This is a genomic window from Streptomyces rubellus (assembly GCF_036323805.1).
Taxonomy (GTDB): domain Bacteria; phylum Actinomycetota; class Actinomycetes; order Streptomycetales; family Streptomycetaceae; genus Streptomyces.
The window spans coordinates 14,363-31,074 of record NZ_JAZDCX010000024.1 but is presented as its reverse complement, the minus strand read 5'-3'; the positions used below and the strand labels follow the sequence as shown (position 1 = coordinate 31,074).

Annotated in this window: 13 protein-coding genes; 7 read left to right on the top strand and 6 right to left on the bottom strand. The window is 75.4% G+C overall.

Features of this window, described 5'->3' with window-relative positions; all coding sequences use genetic code 11:
- Nucleotides 1–27 precede the first annotated feature (27 nt).
- A complete protein-coding gene (locus V1L54_RS23800) occupies nt 28–1,293 on the top strand; it encodes a hypothetical protein (RefSeq protein ID WP_330120150.1) in 1,266 nt (421 codons plus the stop codon).
- On the opposite strand, the gene V1L54_RS23795 is transcribed toward V1L54_RS23800, so the two are convergent.
- Both V1L54_RS23795 and V1L54_RS23790 read right to left on the bottom strand, forming a co-directional pair.
- The gene (locus tag V1L54_RS23795) at nt 1,262–3,364 is read right to left on the bottom strand and encodes a SpoIIE family protein phosphatase (protein ID WP_330120149.1); all 2,103 of its coding nucleotides are present in this window, start codon (nt 3,362–3,364) and stop codon (nt 1,262–1,264) included. The genes V1L54_RS23800 and V1L54_RS23795 overlap by 32 nt on opposite strands.
- 5 nt (nt 3,365–3,369) lie before the next feature.
- Nucleotides 3,370–4,527 (bottom strand): acyl-CoA dehydrogenase family protein, encoded by a 1,158-nt coding sequence (locus tag V1L54_RS23790; RefSeq protein WP_330120148.1) that lies wholly within the window; start codon nt 4,525–4,527, stop codon nt 3,370–3,372.
- 460 nt (nt 4,528–4,987) lie between these two features.
- On the opposite strand from V1L54_RS23790, the gene V1L54_RS23785 reads away from it, so the two are divergent.
- Nucleotides 4,988–6,475 carry a hypothetical protein gene (locus tag V1L54_RS23785; protein WP_330120147.1) on the top strand — a complete coding sequence of 496 codons (1,488 nt, stop codon included), beginning with the start codon at nt 4,988–4,990 and terminating at the stop codon, nt 6,473–6,475.
- 49 nt (nt 6,476–6,524) lie between these two features.
- Here the strand turns inward: V1L54_RS23785 and V1L54_RS23780 are convergent, their stop codons facing one another.
- Together V1L54_RS23780 and V1L54_RS23775 are read right to left on the bottom strand one after the other, a co-directional pair.
- Nucleotides 6,525–7,229 carry a histone deacetylase gene (locus V1L54_RS23780; protein ID WP_443076768.1) on the bottom strand — a complete coding sequence of 235 codons (705 nt, stop codon included), beginning with the start codon at nt 7,227–7,229 and terminating at the stop codon, nt 6,525–6,527.
- Between the two features lie 28 nt (nt 7,230–7,257).
- Nucleotides 7,258–7,623 carry a PH domain-containing protein gene (locus tag V1L54_RS23775; RefSeq protein ID WP_330120146.1) on the bottom strand — a complete coding sequence of 122 codons (366 nt, stop codon included), beginning with the start codon at nt 7,621–7,623 and terminating at the stop codon, nt 7,258–7,260.
- Between the two features lie 123 nt (nt 7,624–7,746).
- Between V1L54_RS23775 and V1L54_RS23770 the strand changes: the two genes are divergently transcribed.
- From V1L54_RS23770 to V1L54_RS23750, 5 genes are all read left to right on the top strand, one after another.
- Nucleotides 7,747–8,571 carry an ATP-grasp domain-containing protein gene (locus V1L54_RS23770; RefSeq protein WP_330120145.1) on the top strand — a complete coding sequence of 275 codons (825 nt, stop codon included), beginning with the start codon at nt 7,747–7,749 and terminating at the stop codon, nt 8,569–8,571.
- A gap of 43 nt (nt 8,572–8,614) precedes the next feature.
- Nucleotides 8,615–9,247 carry a hypothetical protein gene (locus tag V1L54_RS23765; protein WP_330120144.1) on the top strand — a complete coding sequence of 211 codons (633 nt, stop codon included), beginning with the start codon at nt 8,615–8,617 and terminating at the stop codon, nt 9,245–9,247.
- Nucleotides 9,248–9,525: 278 nt separating this feature from the next.
- Nucleotides 9,526–13,023, top strand: coding sequence for a S8 family peptidase (locus V1L54_RS23760; protein ID WP_330120143.1), 3,498 nt, complete (start codon nt 9,526–9,528; stop codon nt 13,021–13,023).
- 235 nt (nt 13,024–13,258) lie between these two features.
- A complete protein-coding gene (locus tag V1L54_RS23755) occupies nt 13,259–13,885 on the top strand; it encodes a dihydrofolate reductase family protein (protein ID WP_330120142.1) in 627 nt (208 codons plus the stop codon).
- A 298-nt stretch (nt 13,886–14,183) separates the two neighbouring features.
- On the top strand, nt 14,184–15,167 hold the full coding sequence (locus tag V1L54_RS23750; protein ID WP_330120141.1) for a PQQ-dependent sugar dehydrogenase: 984 nt from the start codon (nt 14,184–14,186) through the stop codon (nt 15,165–15,167).
- 46 nt (nt 15,168–15,213) lie between these two features.
- Here V1L54_RS23750 and V1L54_RS23745 read toward each other — a convergent pair whose 3' ends face one another.
- Both V1L54_RS23745 and V1L54_RS23740 read right to left on the bottom strand, forming a co-directional pair.
- The gene (locus V1L54_RS23745) at nt 15,214–15,792 is read right to left on the bottom strand and encodes a dienelactone hydrolase family protein (RefSeq protein WP_330120140.1); all 579 of its coding nucleotides are present in this window, start codon (nt 15,790–15,792) and stop codon (nt 15,214–15,216) included.
- Between the two features lie 109 nt (nt 15,793–15,901).
- The gene (locus V1L54_RS23740) at nt 15,902–16,453 is read right to left on the bottom strand and encodes an ATP-binding protein (protein WP_330120139.1); all 552 of its coding nucleotides are present in this window, start codon (nt 16,451–16,453) and stop codon (nt 15,902–15,904) included.
- Nucleotides 16,454–16,712 lie beyond the last annotated feature (259 nt).

Sequence of the window (16,712 nt, the reverse complement as noted above, 5' to 3'; positions counted from 1 at the left end):
GGTTGTCCCGTTGCCGAGGAGCGTGTCATGCATGTCCGCGAAGGGCTCCCCGACCAGCCCACCCGGGTGGGCCGCGTCGACTGGCCGAAGGAGGGCGAGGACGGTACGTACCTCCGCCTGCGCCCCGGGCACGTCGTCGTCTTCGACCGGCAGCCCTGGCGGATCCTGGAGATCAACGAGTACCGCGACCACCCGTGGCCGCTCTCCTACGAACGCGCCTGGCGCGAACACGTCGAGCTGTGGCGGCACTCCGAGGACCTGCGCCGGACGAACGGGCGGCTGAACACGCTGCCCCCTGAACGCTCCGAGTTCTACAAGCGGCCGGTGATCCTGGTCCTGCGCAACGAGAACTTCCCCCGCTCCGCGCCCAAGCACTGGTGCGCGCCCATCGGCCACAACTGGCAGGTGCTGCCCGAGCACTACGCGGTCTGCCGCACCTGCGGCGAACTGCCGCCGTGCGGCAACGGGGAGTACCGGGGCGAGACCGGTCCCCGGGAGGCGGCGCGGCGCGAGGGCGGCGGGCTGTGCGTACCGGTGGGCTGCTGCATCGGCTGCGCGGAACCCGTCAAGCCCCGGATGCGCACGGTGCGGTTCCCCGGGCCGAACCTCTGGTACCCGGAACTGGGCGAGAACAGCGCGATCTTCCACGCCCGCACCGCCTGTGCCGACCAGGTGGAGTGCTACCGGCTGCAGTGGCGGGCCGAGCACGCCGGCGCCCCGGCCCCGGCGCCGCGGCAGGGCACCCCGCTGTGGTCGCCGGGCACCGAGAACGCGCTGCCGGCCCAGGCGCGGTTCTCGCCGGACGTGGTGAAGCCCGAGAAGCGGTGGGACGTCCCGGCGACCGCGAACGGCTCCGGGGCGGCCCGTCCCGGCGCCCCCGCCGCGGACCGGCCGGAGCCCCCCGGCCGTACGACGGGCGGTGCGTCCGCGGAGACGGCGGAGGACGCCGCGCCTGCCGCGCCGCCCGCTCCCGCCGAGTGCCCGGCGCCGCCACAGGCTCCGGCACCCGCCGAGGCCGCGCCCGCCCCCGCGGCGCCCCCGGCACCGGCGGAGACCCCCGCGCCGGCCGCCGCTCAGCCGGCCGCCGCCCCGGCGGCACCCCCCACCGGGGACATCGACGCGGTGCGCCGGCTCACGGAGGACCTCAACAACTCCCTCGGCACCTCGCTCGCCGCCGACCGCCCCGCCTTCCACGACGCCGAGCAGGCGGCCCGGGTCATCGAGGAGCTCACCGCGGCGGTGCGCAACATCGCCCTCTGCCTCAACGGGACGGGGCTCGGCCGAGGGCGGTGAGGACCAGTACGGCCAGGTCGTCGCGGAGCCGCTCCCCCCACCAGTCGTGGGCGTCCCGCAGCAGCGCCGCGGCGATGTCGTTCGCCGGCCGCCCGGTGTCGCCGGGCGGCGGCACCGGCTGCGCGGCGACGAGGGCGGCCAGGTCCTCGGACTCCCGCCGGTCCTCCCGGCCGGCCCCCTCGGTGAAGCCGTCGGTGTACAGCACGAGGGTCTCGCCGGGGGACAGCGCCACCTCGGCCACCGGATGGTGCAGCTCCTCCAGGACGCCCAGGAGCGGACCGCGTATCTCCAGGGGCACGGTGGTGCCGTCGGCCCGGCGCAGCAGGGGGGCGGGGTGCCCGGCGGAGACCAGCCGGAGGCGGGCGGACCCGTCCGGTCCGGGGTAGGGCGTGAGGACGGCGTAGGTGAGGGTGCAGAAGGGGGTGCTCTGGCGGCGCAGGGCGCGGTTGACGAGCCCGAGGACATGGGCGGGCTCGGGATCCTGCTGGGCCGCCGCCCACAGGGTGTGGCGCACCAGGCCGGTGATGGCGGCGGCGCCCGGCCCCTTGCCGCAGACGTCCCCCAGGACCAGGACGTGCCGGCCGTCGGGCACCGTGAAGGCGTCGTAGAAGTCCCCGCCGATGTGCAGACCGCTGCCGAAGGGGTGGTAGCGGGCCGCCAGGTCGAAGCCGGGAAGCTCGGGCAGCCGGGGCGGCAGCAGCGGCTCCTCCAGGGCCCGGGTGGCCTCGCGCAGCCGGTGCATCAGCCGGTCCTGCTGGATGCCGACGGCTATCTGGTCGGCGATGCTCTCCAGGACCGACAGGGTGGACCCGGGCAGGGTCAGCCGGGTGGTCAGGGAGAGCACGCCGAGCAGTTCGCCGCCGGAGACCAGCGGATAGCCGGCGAACGCCCCCCGGGGCCGGATGTCCTCGGGCACGGTGTCCAGCAGGGGACGGCGCGCGGCGGCGATCCGCTCGACCAGGGCCCGCTCGGTCTCCGGGTGGAGGGGGACGTCGTCTCCGCCCCCCGTGCCGCCGTCGTCGGGGTCGGCCTCGGCGCAGACGGTGTGCTCCGGCTCCCGGGACGGCCGCAGCGTCCAGATGCACACCCGGGCGGCGCCCAGCCGGTCCGCGGCGGCCCGCACACAGCGGCCCAGGCGCTCGGCCAGTTCCCCCGGGGCCGTCATGGCGGCGGCCACCTCCGCGCTGAGCAGGGCGTGGCCGGTGCGCTCGGCGAGCTTGCGCTGCGCGTGCATGCGGTCGGTGACGTCCTCGGCGAGGACCAGCAGGCGGCGGTGGCCCTCGGCGTCCGTGACCCGCTGGGGCGCGACGCGCAGGGCCTGGCCGGTGCCGTCGGAGCGGGTGCGCTCGAAGACCACGTCGGGACCGGCGGCGTAGTCCTCCCCGGAGACGGCCAGGTGCTGCCGCAGCGCGGCGCGGTCGCCCGGCGGGAACAGTTCGGCCAGCGGGCGGCGCAGCGATTCGGTCCCGTTCAGTTCCAGGATGTCGGCGGCCCGGTGGTTCCAGGCGACCAGCGCGCCGTCGTCGTCCAGCATCAGCGCGCCGATCGGCGCCTGGACCAGCAGCTCGCCCAGCAGCCGCTCCCCCGGCCGGTGGTCGGCCGCCGTGCCGGAGGCCAGTTGCCGCTGTGCGGCGGCCCGCACCGCGGCGCGGTCGCGCCGCCGGGCGATGCCCGCCAGCAGCTCGCGCGCCACGTCCGGCAGCAGGTCGGCCTGGGTGTCCGGCACCTGGCGGACGAGGTCGGCGGAGAAGAGGATCGGCAGGGTGGCGAGCCGGGGGTCGTGGTTGGCGACGGAGACCACGGCCACCGCCAGGTCCGACTGGTGGGGATGGACGGAGTGGATCAGGCCGACCGGGGCCGGCACCCGCCGTCCGATCACCACCACCGTGGGACGGCGCTCGCCGGGGGTGCCGCCGGTGTGTTCCAGCACCTCCGCGGCCGTGACCGGGACCAGCTCGGCCCCCGGGGCGAGGACGGCCCGGAACTCGTCCGCGGTCTCGCGCAGGACGTCGACCAGCAGGACGCGGTTCCTGGGATCGGCCGACTGGTTCGGTGCGGTCTTCTCGTTCACTTCGGTCAGTCTTCCAGCAGCGGCTCGTCCAGCAGGGCGCGCCCGGTCCACACCCGCAGCAGGTCGGTGACCGGGGCCATCACATGGGCGGCACGGGCGTCGCGCAGCATCCGCTGCAGCGGGGAGTTCTCCCCGTAGCCGACCCCGCCGACCAGGGTCAGCGCGTCGTTGACCGTCTCCACGGCCGCGTCGGCGACCTCGGCCTTGGCCGACGCCAGCGCGGCCAGGGCCATGGGGCCGCCGGCCTCCGCCTCGGCGGCGGCGTGGTAGATCAGCCGCCGGGTGCGCTCCACCCGCGCCCACATGGTGCCCAGCCGGTGCTGTACGACCGGCTGGCCCGCCATGGCCCGGCCCCCGCGTGCCCGCCGGGCCAGCAGATGGGTGCGGGCCTCCTCCAGGGCGGCGGTGGCCACGCCCAGGTAGGTGCCGGCCATGGCCGTCAGGAAGTAGGGGGCGACGACGTTGAAGACGTACCAGATCTCGTCGCCCTCCTCCCCCAGCAGACACCAGTCGGGGATCTCCACGCCGGGCAGCTCCAGACCGCGCGAGGCGTTGCCGCGCATCCCGAAGCCCTGCCAGGCGGGGCCCCACTCCAGACCCGGCGTGTCGCCGTCGACCACCGTGCAGGAGAACTGGCCGGGCGGGGTACCGGGGCCGGCCGCGACGGTGGACAGCACATAGGAGTCGGCGTGGCCGCCGTTGGTGACGAAGCTCTTGGTGCCGGTCAGCCGCAGCCGGTCCGGCTCGGCGCGCTCCATACGGGTCTGCGGCAGCCAGAACTCGCCGCCCGTCCCCGGTTCCGACAGCGCCAGGGTGGTCAGGTGCTCCCCGGCCGCGATCGGCTCCAGGTAGTGCTCGCGCTGCTTCGCGCCGGCCTTCGCGGCGATCACCGCCGAGCCGACGAGGTGCATGCCGAAGCAGATGGACGTCGACGCGCACGCCTGCCCCGTCACCTCGCCGACCTGGGCCACCGCGGGCAGCCCGTGCCCCATTCCGCCGGAGTGCTCGGGCACCACCAGCCCGCCCAGCCGGGACCGCAGGGCGGCCATGCCCTTGTCCGGCCACCGCCGCTCGGCGTCCACGGCCGCCGCCTGGGGAGCCAGGATCTCCTCGGAGACCTCACGTGCCAGGGCCACCACAGCGCCCAGTCCGATCCGTACCACCGCTGTACTCCGCTTCTTCGAACGTGAACCGGTCGAGAGTACCGGTGGGGGATGCTGCCGTGGGCCCGCCCGGCGGGCGGGCCGCGTTCCGCCCGGATTGGTACGTACCGATCGGTAGAAATCCCGGACGCTCTGGGCACGACTCTGCCACAGTGCGCCCGGACCGGTGTGGCGGGCCGCCGTCCGGCGGGTGCCCGGACGGTCCGGGTGACCTGCCGGTGACCGGCCGGTCACCGGCAGGTGGGCGGCGGGGGCCGGGGGCGCCGGGCCGGGGCGGACACGGATGCCGGAGCCTCCGCGTCCCGGGCCCGGTACGGCCGGACCACGCGAACGGGCCACCGGCCCGCCCCCGCCGGGGCCTCCGGAACGGCCCGGGGCGCATCATGGGTGTGATGGTCTGCTTGTCCGGTACGACGTGTGGGACGCGTGCGACCGGCTGGAGGGCGCAACCGGAGGGCGTATGACGGCAGCGACGGACGGGCCGGCGGCACCGGGACGCCCGGCGCCCGCCCCCGGCGGCACCGCTCCGGACCCGGCGGCCCCGCGGCGGGCACACCGGCGATTACTGCTGGTCTGCGCGGCGGTGACCGTACTGGCCGCCCTGCTCGTGCCCGTCACCCTGCCGCTGGGCTGGGACGAACTCGTCTACGCCAGCCGCTTCGGCCCGTACGGCCCGCCGACCCCGTTCAGCGCCCCGCGCACCCGGGGCGTACCGCTGCTGATCGCCCCGGTCGCCTCCTGGAGCGACTCGGTCCTCCTGCTGCGGCTCTGGCTGCTGCTCCTGTCCGGTGCCGCGCTCTGGCTGGGCTTCCGGCCCTGGCTGCGGGTGCTGCCCCGGCCGTCGGCGGTGTGGGTGGCCGCGGCGCTGTACGGCACCCTGTGGGTCCCCCTGTTCTACGCGAACTCCGCCATGCCCAACCACTACACGGCGATGGGCGCGGTCGCGGCCACCGGCTGCCTCCTGCACCCCCGCCCCGGCCGCGCGCGGTACGCCGGGGCGGCCGCGGGCCTGGCCGTGGTGACCCTGATGCGGCCCAACGACGGCGTGGCCGTCGCCGCCCCGCTGCTGGCGGCCGCCCTCGCGGTGCCCGCCCTGCGGGCCGGGGGCCGGTGGCGGGGCCGGTCCCTGGCCGTGGTGGCCGGGGTCGCGGCGGGCGCGCTGCCGTGGGTGGTCGAGGCGCAGGTGCGGTTCGGCGGGGTGCCGGAGCGGCTGGCCCGGGCCGGCGAGACCCAGGGCGGCATCAGCCCCGTCCTGAGCCTGACCGCCCATCTCACCGCCCTCGACGGGCCGCTGCTGTGCCGCCCCTGCGCGGGGGACGGCGTACGGCTGCCCGCGCTGGGGTGGTGGGTGCTGCTCCCGGCGCTGGTCGCGCTCGGTCTGTGGGCGGCGCGGCGCGCCGGGGCGGCGACGGGTGCGGACGCGGGTGCGGGCAGGGCGCCGCTGTGGCTCGCGGTGGCCGTGGCGGCCGCGTCGATGGCGCCGTACCTGCTGCTCGTCCCCTACGCGGCACCGCGCTTCCTGCTGCCCGGCTACGCCCTGCTGGCCCTGCCCGCCGCCCTCGGCCTGCTCGCCGCCGCGGACCGGGCCCGCCGCTCCCGGCCTCTGGCGGCCGCCCTGGTCCTCGTCATGGCGGGCCAGCCGGCCGTACAGCTCACCCTGGCGCACGCGCACGGCTCCATCCAGGAGCGGGCGCGCGACGACTGGCGGAAGATCACCGAGGTGCTGCGCGAGCACGGGGTGGCCCCGCCGTGCGGCATCAAGGCGACCAGCATGACCATCCCCCTCGCCCATACCGCCGGCTGCGCCCCGCTGGAGTACGGCTCCCCGGCCCGGCCCGACGCCGTGGTGCTGCGCGAGGCGGAACCCCCGGAGTGGGCCCGCGACTGGCCGCTGCACCCGGTGCCGGACACGTACAACCCCGGCTGGCGGGTCGCGGTCCGGCCGTGACGACGCCCGGCCCCGGTGCCCGCGCCGCGCCGGCCCGGTACGGCCGGGCTCACGCGATCAGCGCGGCCACCTCCTCCGGCGTCCAGTGCCCGGCCGCCCCCGGCCGGGTGGCCAGGTACTCCGCCGCCCGCGCCGCGCTCCAGCCGTGCGCCGCCACCAGCCCCGCCGTCAGATGCCGCAGATACGCGGCCGACGGCGGGTTGCCGTCCACCTCGCCGCGGCGCCAGGGGGCGGTGAAGGTGAGGACGGGGCGGCCGTCCAGCAGCCCGGGGCACACCAGCGTCTCGTAGCGGCCCGGGCCCAGCCGTACCCGGCCGCGTGCCACCGCCCCGGCCAGGTCCGGGTCCGGGCCCTGGTCGTCCGGCCCGGCGCCCGGTTCCCGGTACATCTCCTGGGCCGCGATGTCACGGAACTGGGCGGCGGTGAGGAGATGGGCGTACGCGGGCGTCTCACCGCCGCCGTCGGGGTCGTGGAAGGCCCGGCCGCCGCCGCCCCACACCGGCGAGGAGGTGGCGAAGTACAGCAGCCCGGGCAGCAGCACCGGCAGCGACCGCTCGGGCGGCCGGGGATCGCGGCAGCCCGGGTACGTCCGGGCACCGCCGGGCGGGCAGCCCCCGGCGAGGTAGCACATCAGGCGCTCGCGGTGCATGTTCGAACCGTAGGCCGCGTACCAGACGCGCCGGGTGTCCGCCGGGCGCCCGCCCGGCACGGGCCGCGGACGGCGCGGGGGGCCGGTCACCGTGCTGGTGCTCATACCCCCACTGTGCCCCCGTCCCGGCCGGTCAGCCCGTCACGAACTGCGTCAGGATCGCCTGCACCTCGTAGATGTCGACGCCCTTGGTGAAGGTCTTCTGGACCGGCACGGCGTTGCCGGAGATCCAGATCTTCAGCTCCGCGTCGAGGTCGAAGGTCCCGGCGGTCTCCACCGAGAAGTGCGTGATGCTCCGGTACGGGATGGAGTGGTACTCCGTCTTCTTGCCGGTGATGCCCTGCTTGTCGACGAGGATCAGCCGGCGGTCGGTGAACAGGATGGTGTCGCGGATCAGCAGGTACGCGGCGTGCACCCGCTCGCCCTGACCCAGCAGCCGCGCGTAGTCCTGCTGCGCGGTGGCCGGGTCGATCGCGTGCGCGTTCCCGAACAGAGCCATGTCGAGCCCCCCAGTCGTCGAACCGTGAGTGATCGGTGCAATCTACCCCGGGCCGCCGACACCGGCCCGGGCCCCGGATGTCCGGTGGTCCGGACGGCCGCCCGTGCACCATGCTCGCGGCCTGTGACCACACGCGCGAACCCGGCACCCGCGACCCTCGTCCTGCCGCCCCGGCTCACCGGCTCCGCGCGCGTCCTGGCGGCGGCCGCCCGGCGGCGCGGCCTGCGAACCGTCCGACTGTCCGCCTTCGAGGTGCCCGACGGCCTGCGCGCCCGGCACCTGCACGCCGGGCCGTCCTTCGCGGACGCCGTGGCGCCCGTCCTGGGCATCGCCCCGCTGGAGGCGCCCGCCGACTGGCTCGCCCGGCTGCCCCGCGCGTACACCCGGCGCGAGATCCTGGCCGTGCCGATCCGCGAGGCGTACGAGCTGCGGCGGCCCGCGTTCGTCAAGTCGCCCAACGACAAGGGCGTACCGGCGCGCGTCTACCCGGACGGCTCGCGGCTGCCCGGCCCGGACGCGGTGGATCCGGAGACGACCGTGCTGGTCGCGGACGTACTGGAGTTCACCGCCGAGTACCGGCTGTACGTGCTCGACGGCGCGGTGCACACCGGCAGCCGGTACGCGGAGCGGGGACGGCTCAGCCCCGGCCCGCTGCCGGACGGCGCCCGCGCCTTCGGCACGGAACTGCTCGCAGCCCGCGGCCGTACGCTGCCCACCGCGATCGTCGTGGACGTCGGGGAGACGGCCGACGGGCACTGGGCGGTGGTCGAGGCCAACGCCGCCTGGGCGAGCGGGCGGTACGCCGCCGACCGGGACCGGGCGCTCGACGTCGTGCTGCGGGCCGCCGGCCCGGCCGGCGCCGTCACCGACCGGGACCGCCCCTTCGTCCGCCCGTCGTCCCGCCCGGCCCGGCCGTCCCGCCCGGCCGGGACGGCTCCGGAGGCGTAGCGCGCGGCCTCTGTGCGCCGGGCACACCCCCGCCGAGTGGGCCATGCTCGGCTCGCACCGCCCGGACGTCGCGGGCCGCGTACGGCGCTTCATCGCCGTGGCCGAGGCGTGCCGCGCGCTGCTGGCGGGGCAGGAGGTCACTCTCGACGGCCCGGAGGCGTACGCCCGGGCGGCCCGGCTGGACGCCCCCCGCCCCGTGCGGGACCGGGTGCCGTTCACCTTCGGCGGCGGCAACTCCGCCCTCCTGCGGTGGGCCACACGGCACGCGGACACCGTCGGGCTGAGCGGGCTCGGCCGCACCCTGGAGGACGGGCACCGCCACGAGGCGCGGTGGCGGACCGAGGACGTCGACCGGCAGGTAGAACTGGTCGAACGGGCCGCCGCCGGACGGGAGAACGGGCCGGTACGCGAGGCGCTCGTCCAGGTGGTGGAGGTCACCGACGACGCGGAGGCCGCCGCGCACCGCTTCGCCGAGCAGGTCGGCTGCACCGTGCGGGACGTCCTGGCCGCGCCGTACGCCTGGATCGGCACCGAGGAGGAGATCGCCGCCGCACTGGCCGAGTACGAGCGGCGCTGGGGCATCACCCACTACGTGGTGCGCGAACCGGCCCTGGACGCCGCCGAACGGCTGCTCGCCCGCCTCCGCCGCCCGCCGGCCGGGGGATCCGGCCGCTGAGGCGGAGCGGCCGGACGGGCCCGCCCCGCCGTGCGGCGGCCCGCACCGTACCGCCCCGGTCGCCGGTGCCCGGACCGGGCTCCGGCGACCGATCCGTTTCGGCCCCGGCGCAGGGAATGCGCCAATCCCGCTCCCGTCGCGCAACCCCGCTCTCCTCCCGCCCATGTGACGGAGTGAACGCACCACCCGGACCGTGTGAACGCTCCGCGCCCGTGCCGCACCTCCGCTCCGCGCACCCGCGGTGTGCTCACACCGAGCGAGACGGGAGCACAGCGCACATGCCCGGAAGACATCCGAGACATCAGAGACACCCGAGTCGTCCGAACCGCCCGGGACACCCGGGCACGCACGCCGCGTCGGCCGGTCTGGCGGCGGTACTGGCGGCGGTACTGGCCGTCACACCGGCCGGCGGGGCCCTGGCGGCACCCTCGCCGGGCGCCGGGGAGAACGCCGGGGAGCGCACCGGCGACCGGCGGGCGGTGACGCTGGTCACCGGCGACACCGTGCACGTCGAGGCGTCCGGCCGGGTGGCCCGGATCGAGCGGGCCGAGGGCCGGGAGAAGGTCGCCTTCTCGGTCCGCAGCGTCGACGGCCACACCCACGTCCTGCCGGTCGACGCGGCCCCGCTGGTCGCCCGGGGGAAGCTCGACGCGCGGCTGTTCGACGTCACTGAGCTGATCGAGATGGGTTACGACGACCGGGAGCGGTCCGATCTGCCGCTGATCGTCAGGCACGCGGGCGGGCGGACCCCGCCGGAGAAGCCGCTCACCGAGGCCGGGGCGAAGGTCGGCCGGAAGCTGCCGGCCGTCAACGGCAGTGCCGTACGGCCCCGCAAGAACCGGGGCGACGACTTCTGGACGGCGGTCACCGACGGCGGCGGTTCCTCCGGCGACCCGGCCCGGCTGGCGTCCTCCTCCGGCGTCCGGGAGATCCGCCTCGACGGCCGGGTCGAGGCGACCCTGCACGAGAGCGTCCCGCAGATCGGTGCCCCGGCCGCCTGGGAGGCGGGTTACGACGGCGAGGGCGTGACGGTCGCGGTCCTGGACACCGGTGTGGACGGCTCCCACCCCGACCTGGCCGGCCAGGTGATCGCGCACAAGAACTTCTCCGAGGCCCCGGACACCGCCGACCGGCTCGGCCACGGCACCCATGTCGCCTCCACCGTCGCCGGCACCGGGCAGAAGCTGAAGGGCACCGGCGTCGCCCCCGCCGTCCGGTTGCTCGACGGCAAGGTCCTCGACGACCAGGGCGGGGGCCGGGAGTCGGACGTCGTCGCCGGGATGGAGTGGGCCGTCGAGCAGGGCGCCCAGGTGGTCAACATGAGCCTGGGCTGGCCCGACCAGCCGCACACGGACATCATGGAGGAGGCCGTCAACCGGCTCTCCGCCGAGTCCGACACCCTCTTCGTCGTCGCCGCCGGCAACGAGGGGGCGGGCGGTCCCGGCGCGCTCCGCTCCCCGGGGACCGCGGAGGCGGCGCTGACCGTCGGCGCCGTCGACAAGGAGGACCGGCTCGCCGACTTCTCCTCCCGGGGGCCGCGCGTCGGGGACGGCGACGTCAAGCCGGATCTGACGGCTCCCGGCGCCGGCATCGTCGCCGCCGCCGCCGGACTGTTCGACGAGGAGGGCACCGGAGTGGCCTCCCTGGACGGCACCTCGATGGCCGCCCCGCATGTGGCGGGCGCCGTGGCGCTGCTGCTCCAGAAGAACCCCGGCTGGGACGGCGAGCGGCTCAAGTCCGTGCTGACCGGCAGCACCGTGCCCGGTCCGTACACCGTCTACGAGCAGGGCACCGGCCGGGTGGACGTGGCCGCCGCCCTGGAGCGGGAGGTCTTCGCCGAGGGCGGCCCGGTGAACTTCACCCTGGTGCCCTGGCCGCACACCGTCCGGGAGCCGGAGACGAAGGAGGTCACCTACCGCAACATGGGCGGGAAGCCCGTCGAGCTGGAGCTGTCGGTGCGGACGGACGACGCCGCCGTCCCCGAGGGGATGTTTACCGTCTCGCCCCGGACGCTGACCGTCCCGCCCGGCGGCACGGCCACGGCGGAGGTGACCGCCGACACCCGGACCACCGAGAAGGAGGAGGCGTTCGGCGGGGTCCTCACCGCCGTCTCCGCCGACGGGGCCACCACCGTGCGCACCGCCCTCGGCGTGCACCGCGAGCCCGAGTCGTACAACCTGACCATCCGGCACCTCGACGCCGACGGCAGACCGGCCGAGGACGGCTTCACCTTCCTCCTCGGCCCGGACGGCTCCGAACGCCCGTTTATCGGGGACGAGTTCACCTTCCGGCTGCCCAGGGGCCGCTACGCCCTGGAGAGCCTGGTGCCGGTGAAGGAGGGGGAGGACGAGACGGCCCTGCTGCTGCGGCCCGGGCTGAACCTGGACCGGGACATGACCGTCACCATGGACGCCCGCGAGGCCGAGCCGGTCTCCGTCACCCTCCCCGGCGACGGGACCGGCGAGACCAGGGCCGTGCACGCGGAGGTGGGGTACTGCGTGTACGAGTGCGCGGAGAGGCTGGCGCCCGCGGCCGGGGGTTACCCCAGCTACTTCGACGCCTTCTCCCACTTCGGGGACGACCCGGACCCGGACCTGAACGGCACCCTGGTCGGCCACGTCGGCCCCGACACGGACGACGAGGCGTTCGTGCAGTACCAGGGCGTCTGGGCCCGTGAGACGGGGGAGGACGAGCCGGCGGACCTGTACCACCTGGCCTGGAACCGGCGCGGTGCGGACCTGGGCGGCTTCACCGCCGAGGTGGGGCCCGAGGACCTGGCGAAGGTCGAGGTCACGGCCTCCTCACCGGCCCCCGGCGAGAACGCCGCCCTCTTCATGGCCCCCGTGGACCCGTACGGCAGGAGCGGCACCCTGGCCAGCTGGCTCGTCACGGACGAGCGGCGTGCCCTGCCGGCCTCGTACACCACCCACGTCCTCGGCGGCATCGCGTGGCGGCCCCACCTGACCGCCGACGACGAGGACTCCGGGACCGAGCGGACGCTGTTCGGCGACCGGCGGACGTACGAGGCGGGCCGGACGTACCGGGAGCGGCTGGGTGCGGGCGTGTACGGTCCGGGCCTTCCCGCGGACCGGATCGATCCGCAGGGGCTGCCGCTCGGCGCCGCCCGGCGGGGCGACACGCTGCACGTCCAGCTGCCGCTGTACTCCGACGGCGCCGGGCACGGCGGAGCCATGACCGCCACCGAGGGACGCGTCTCCCTGCGGGCCGGCGGCGAGGAGCTCTTCGCCGACGAGTACGACGGCCTCCTGACGGAGTACGGCTACGAGGGTCCCTTCTGGGGCCCGCTCCCGGAGGACGGCGAACCGCTCGTCCTTCCGGCCGGGGAGCGGCGGTACACGCTGACGGCCGAGGAGTACCGGCCCGTCTCCCAGGCCTCGGTGAGCAACCGGGTGCGGGCGGAGTGGTCGTTCGACTCGGCGCGTACACCGGAGGACGCCTGGGAGCGGCTGCCGCTGTCGGTGGTGCGCTTCTCGCCGGAGCTGTCCCCGACCTCCACGGCGAAGGCCGGGCAGCGCTTCAGGGTGCCGTTCGCGGTGGAGGGCGCGGCCCGGGAGGCAGGGGTGCGGAAGCTGTCCTTCGAGGTCTCCCACGACGAGGGGAAGACCTGGAAGAAGGCCAGGGCGGTGGGCGGGAAGCACCTGCTGCTCAGGCACCCGAAGACGCCGGGTTCGGTCTCCCTGCGGGCCCGTCTCACCGACCGGCAGGGCAACACCCTGGTCCAGACGGTCGAACGCGCCTACCTCACCACGGAGTAGCCCCCGCGCTCCGCTGGACACGGCAGCCGGTGCCCGGCCGACCCACCCGGTCGGCCGGGCACCGGACGTCCGCGTCGCGTCGGCGGGCCGCCGTTCCGCCGGCGCGCCCTCCGCGGCAGGCGCAAACCGGTGGCCGCCGGACCGGCCGCCGGGCGTGATCACCCGGGACCGCACCGCCACGACACCGCCACCGTGCCGCCACCCCGGCCCACCACCGACGAAGGGACGTTCACCCGTGCGCAGACTCGTCTACTGCATCGCCACCACCCTCGACGGCTTCATCGCCGGCCCGGACGGCGCCGATCCCACCGGCCCGGACGGCTTCTGGCCCATCCCCGAGGACTATCTGCGGCACCTGATCGCGCGGTACCCGGAGATCCTGCCCGCCCAGGCACGGGCCGCGCTGTCCGTCACGGAACCGGGCACCCACTTCGACACCGTCCTCGAAGGCCGCCGCACCTACGAGATCGGGCTCGCGGCCGGTGTCACCAACGCCTATCCGCACCTGCGGCACCTGGTCTTCTCCCGCACGCTGACCGAGAGCCCGGACCCGGCCGTCGAACTGGTCGCCGACGACCCCGCCGTGAAGGTGCGGGAGCTGAAGCGGGAGGGCGGCAAGGACATCTGGCTGCTGGGCGGCGCCGAGCTGGCGAGCGCGCTGTACGGCGAGATCGACCGGCTGGTCCTCAAGGTGGGGCCGCTGACCATCGGCGACGGCATCCCGCTGTTCTCCCGCGGCACCGCCTTCGCGCCGGTGCACTGGCAGGTCGTGGACCACACCGCCCTGGAGAGCGGGGCGTTCTTCGTCACCTACGACCGTGTCCCGGACGGCGCCCGGGACGGTGCCGCCGACAGCCGGTAGTCCGCGCCCGGCCGCCCCGGACCGCGCCGCACGCCCCCACGGCAGCCCGATATCGACGATAACGGATTTCCGTATCCGCCTTGACTGTCGCTGATATCGAATCTACGGTATCGATGGAAACGCAGTCCTGGGAGGCACAGTGAACGGCATCCGTACTCTCGTGGCCGGCGCCGCTACGGCCCTCCTGCTCGCCGGGTGCGCCACGGCACCCGGCGAGCGGGAGACGGCCCCGGCACCAGCGAGCCGCACACCCGGATCCGCCGGTCCGCCACCCGAAGGGGTGCTCGTTCCAGGGGAGGTGACCGAGCTGGCCGACGGCCTCGACATGCCCTGGGGGCTGGACTTCCTGCCGGATGGATCCGCGCTGGTCTCGGGGCGGGCGTCCGGCATGATCCACCGCATCCCGGCCGACGGTGGCGAGGCCGAGCCGGTCGGCGAGGTCCCAGGGGTCGAGCGGAGCTCCGAGGGCGGGCTGCTGGGCATCGCCGTATCACCCGGCTTCGCCGAGGACCGCACCGTGTACGCGTACGTGTCGTCCTCGCCCGCCAACCGGGTGGTGGCCCTGAGCGTCGGTGAGGACCTGCGCTCGCTCACGCAACGGAGGGTCGTCCTCGACGGCATCGAGACGGCCGACCGGCACCACGGCGGGCGGCTGCGGTTCGGCCCGGACGGCAACCTGTGGATCGGCACCGGCGACGCCTTCGAACCGGAGAACGCCGCCGCCGACGACTCGTTCAACGGCAAGATCCTGCGTGTCCGCCCCGACGGCACGGCCCCGGAGGACAACCCGGCGGACGGCCCGATCTACTCCAGCGGTCACCGCAACGTGCAGGGCATAGCCTTCGGCCCCGACGGCACCGCCTACGCCTCGGAGCTCGGCCACCGCACCTGGGACGAGGTGAACGTCCTGCGGCCCGGCCGGGACTACGGCTGGCCGGAGACGGAGGGCACCGCCGGGGGGACCGGCGAGCCGCCCCTGTTCACCCTCCACCCCGACGACGCCTCGCCGTCGGGCATCACCTGCGTGGGTGGCTCGCTGTGGCTGGGAGCACTCGGCGGTCAGCGGCTCTGGCAGTTGCCCGTCGACGGCCCCGAGGCCACCGGAGAGCCCATGGCCCACTACACCGGTGAGTACGGACGCATCCGCACCGTCGAGGCCGCGCCCGACGGTTCGCTCTGGATCACCACATCCAACACCGACGGGGCGACCTGGGGCGGTACCCCGCCCCGCCCGGGCGACGACCGGCTCCTGCGTATCGAACTCACCGAGCGACAGCGGTGAACCGCACCGGTTGTCCGTCCGGCTCCCGGCCGCCCGCCCGGCCGGGCTATCCGATCCGGTCGAGGAAACCGAGCACCCGCTCCATGAGCAGCGCGGCGGCCCGCTCGTCGTACGAGGGCAGACCACGGTCCGCGAACAGGTGCCCCTCGCCCGGATAGAGGAACAACTCGGCGTCCCCGGCGGACCCCACCAGGGCTCGGGCCGCCTCCAGATCGCCCTCCCCGGTGAAGAACTCGTCCCCGTCCATGCCGTGGATCTGCACCGGCACCTTCCGGGGCCACGCACCGCCGAACTCGGCCACCGGTACGCAGGCGTGGAACAGCAGCGCGCCCCTGGCCCCGGCCCGGGTCTGGGCGAGACGCTGCGCAGGCAGGACACCGAGGGAGAATCCGGCGTGGACGAGCCCGTCGGGCAGCCCCTCGGCCGCGAGCAGCCCTCGCTCGGTGAGCGTGCCGAACCCGACCTCCTGCGCGTACGCGACACCCTCCGCCAGGCTGCCGAAGACCCTCCCCTCGTACAGATCCGGTGTGTGGACGGTGTGTCCGGCCCGCTCCAGTTCCCGGGCGAACTCGCGCACCCCGGGCGTCAGCCCGCACGCGTGATGGAACAACAGCACCTCGGCCATGTCGACCCTTCCGTCCCCGCGGCGCCCGGACGGCGATCCGCCGGGGCGAGTATCGCCCGGGGCACTGACACTTCTCCGCCGTTCTCTCGCCGCTCCTCCGCCGCGGCCGTCACAGCTCCCGCAGGCCGAGGAGCGTACGGGCCACGAGCGCGGTCGGTACCTGCTCGCGCTGCTCGCCGACGGTGGCGAACCTGCCTTTCTCCTCATCCGGATAACCGTGCGGCAGCCGGAGGGACAGCTCGGCCCACACGATCTTCCCCGGCTGCCGACCGGGGAAGTAGTAGCCCCAGTTCCGGCTCATCGCCGTGACCAGGAACAGTCCCCGCCCCTCCGTGGCCTCCGCGCCCGTCTCCCGCACCACGGGCGGCCGCGGGTCACCGTCCTCCACGAGGACCAGCAACTGGTCACCCGCCAGCCGGAGTCCCAGGATGACGGTGCGGACCCGGGAGAGCGGGGAGTAGGGGGAGATCCCGGGCTCCGGCCGGGCATGCCGTATCGCGTTGGTGGTCAGCTCGGAGACCAGCAGGTGCGCGGTCTCGACGACCCCATCCGGCACCCCCCACCGCAGCAGGACATCGGACGCGTACCGCCGGGCCCAGGCCACCGCGTTGGGGGTGTCGGCCAGGGTCAGCCGGTCGGTCCTGGGGAGCGCTTCGGACACGGAAGGCGCCTCCGGTTCGGGAGTCGGTCGGCGAACTGCGTTCACCTTCCGTGCTGCCCACACACCCGCCGCCGACACGACGTATCCGGCAGATCATCCGGAACCGCTTGTTCCACCCACAACTTCCACCCACAACTTCCACCCACGACCCGGAGCGTGCGGACGGTGACGTGACATCGGAACCCCCGCACCGCTCCACCCCGGCCCGTCCACACCGCGAACGGCAGGGCCGGGAACACCCCGGTCGCAAACACCCCGG

Excerpts from the sequence above, each read along its gene's own strand:
- V1L54_RS23760 (WP_330120143.1), top strand. The coding sequence starts at position 9,526 with ATGCCCGGAAGACATCCGAGACATCAGAGACACCCGAGTCGTCCGAAC.
- V1L54_RS23785 (WP_330120147.1), top strand. The coding sequence starts at position 4,988 with ATGACGGCAGCGACGGACGGGCCGGCGGCACCGGGACGCCCGGCGCCC.
- V1L54_RS23800 (WP_330120150.1), top strand. The coding sequence starts at position 28 with ATGCATGTCCGCGAAGGGCTCCCCGACCAGCCCACCCGGGTGGGCCGC.
- V1L54_RS23775 (WP_330120146.1), bottom strand. The coding sequence starts at position 7,623 with ATGGCTCTGTTCGGGAACGCGCACGCGATCGACCCGGCCACCGCGCAG.
- V1L54_RS23780 (WP_443076768.1), bottom strand. The coding sequence starts at position 7,229 with ATGAGCACCAGCACGGTGACCGGCCCCCCGCGCCGTCCGCGGCCCGTG.
- V1L54_RS23745 (WP_330120140.1), bottom strand. The coding sequence starts at position 15,792 with ATGGCCGAGGTGCTGTTGTTCCATCACGCGTGCGGGCTGACGCCCGGG.
- V1L54_RS23765 (WP_330120144.1), top strand. The coding sequence starts at position 8,615 with ATGCTCGGCTCGCACCGCCCGGACGTCGCGGGCCGCGTACGGCGCTTC.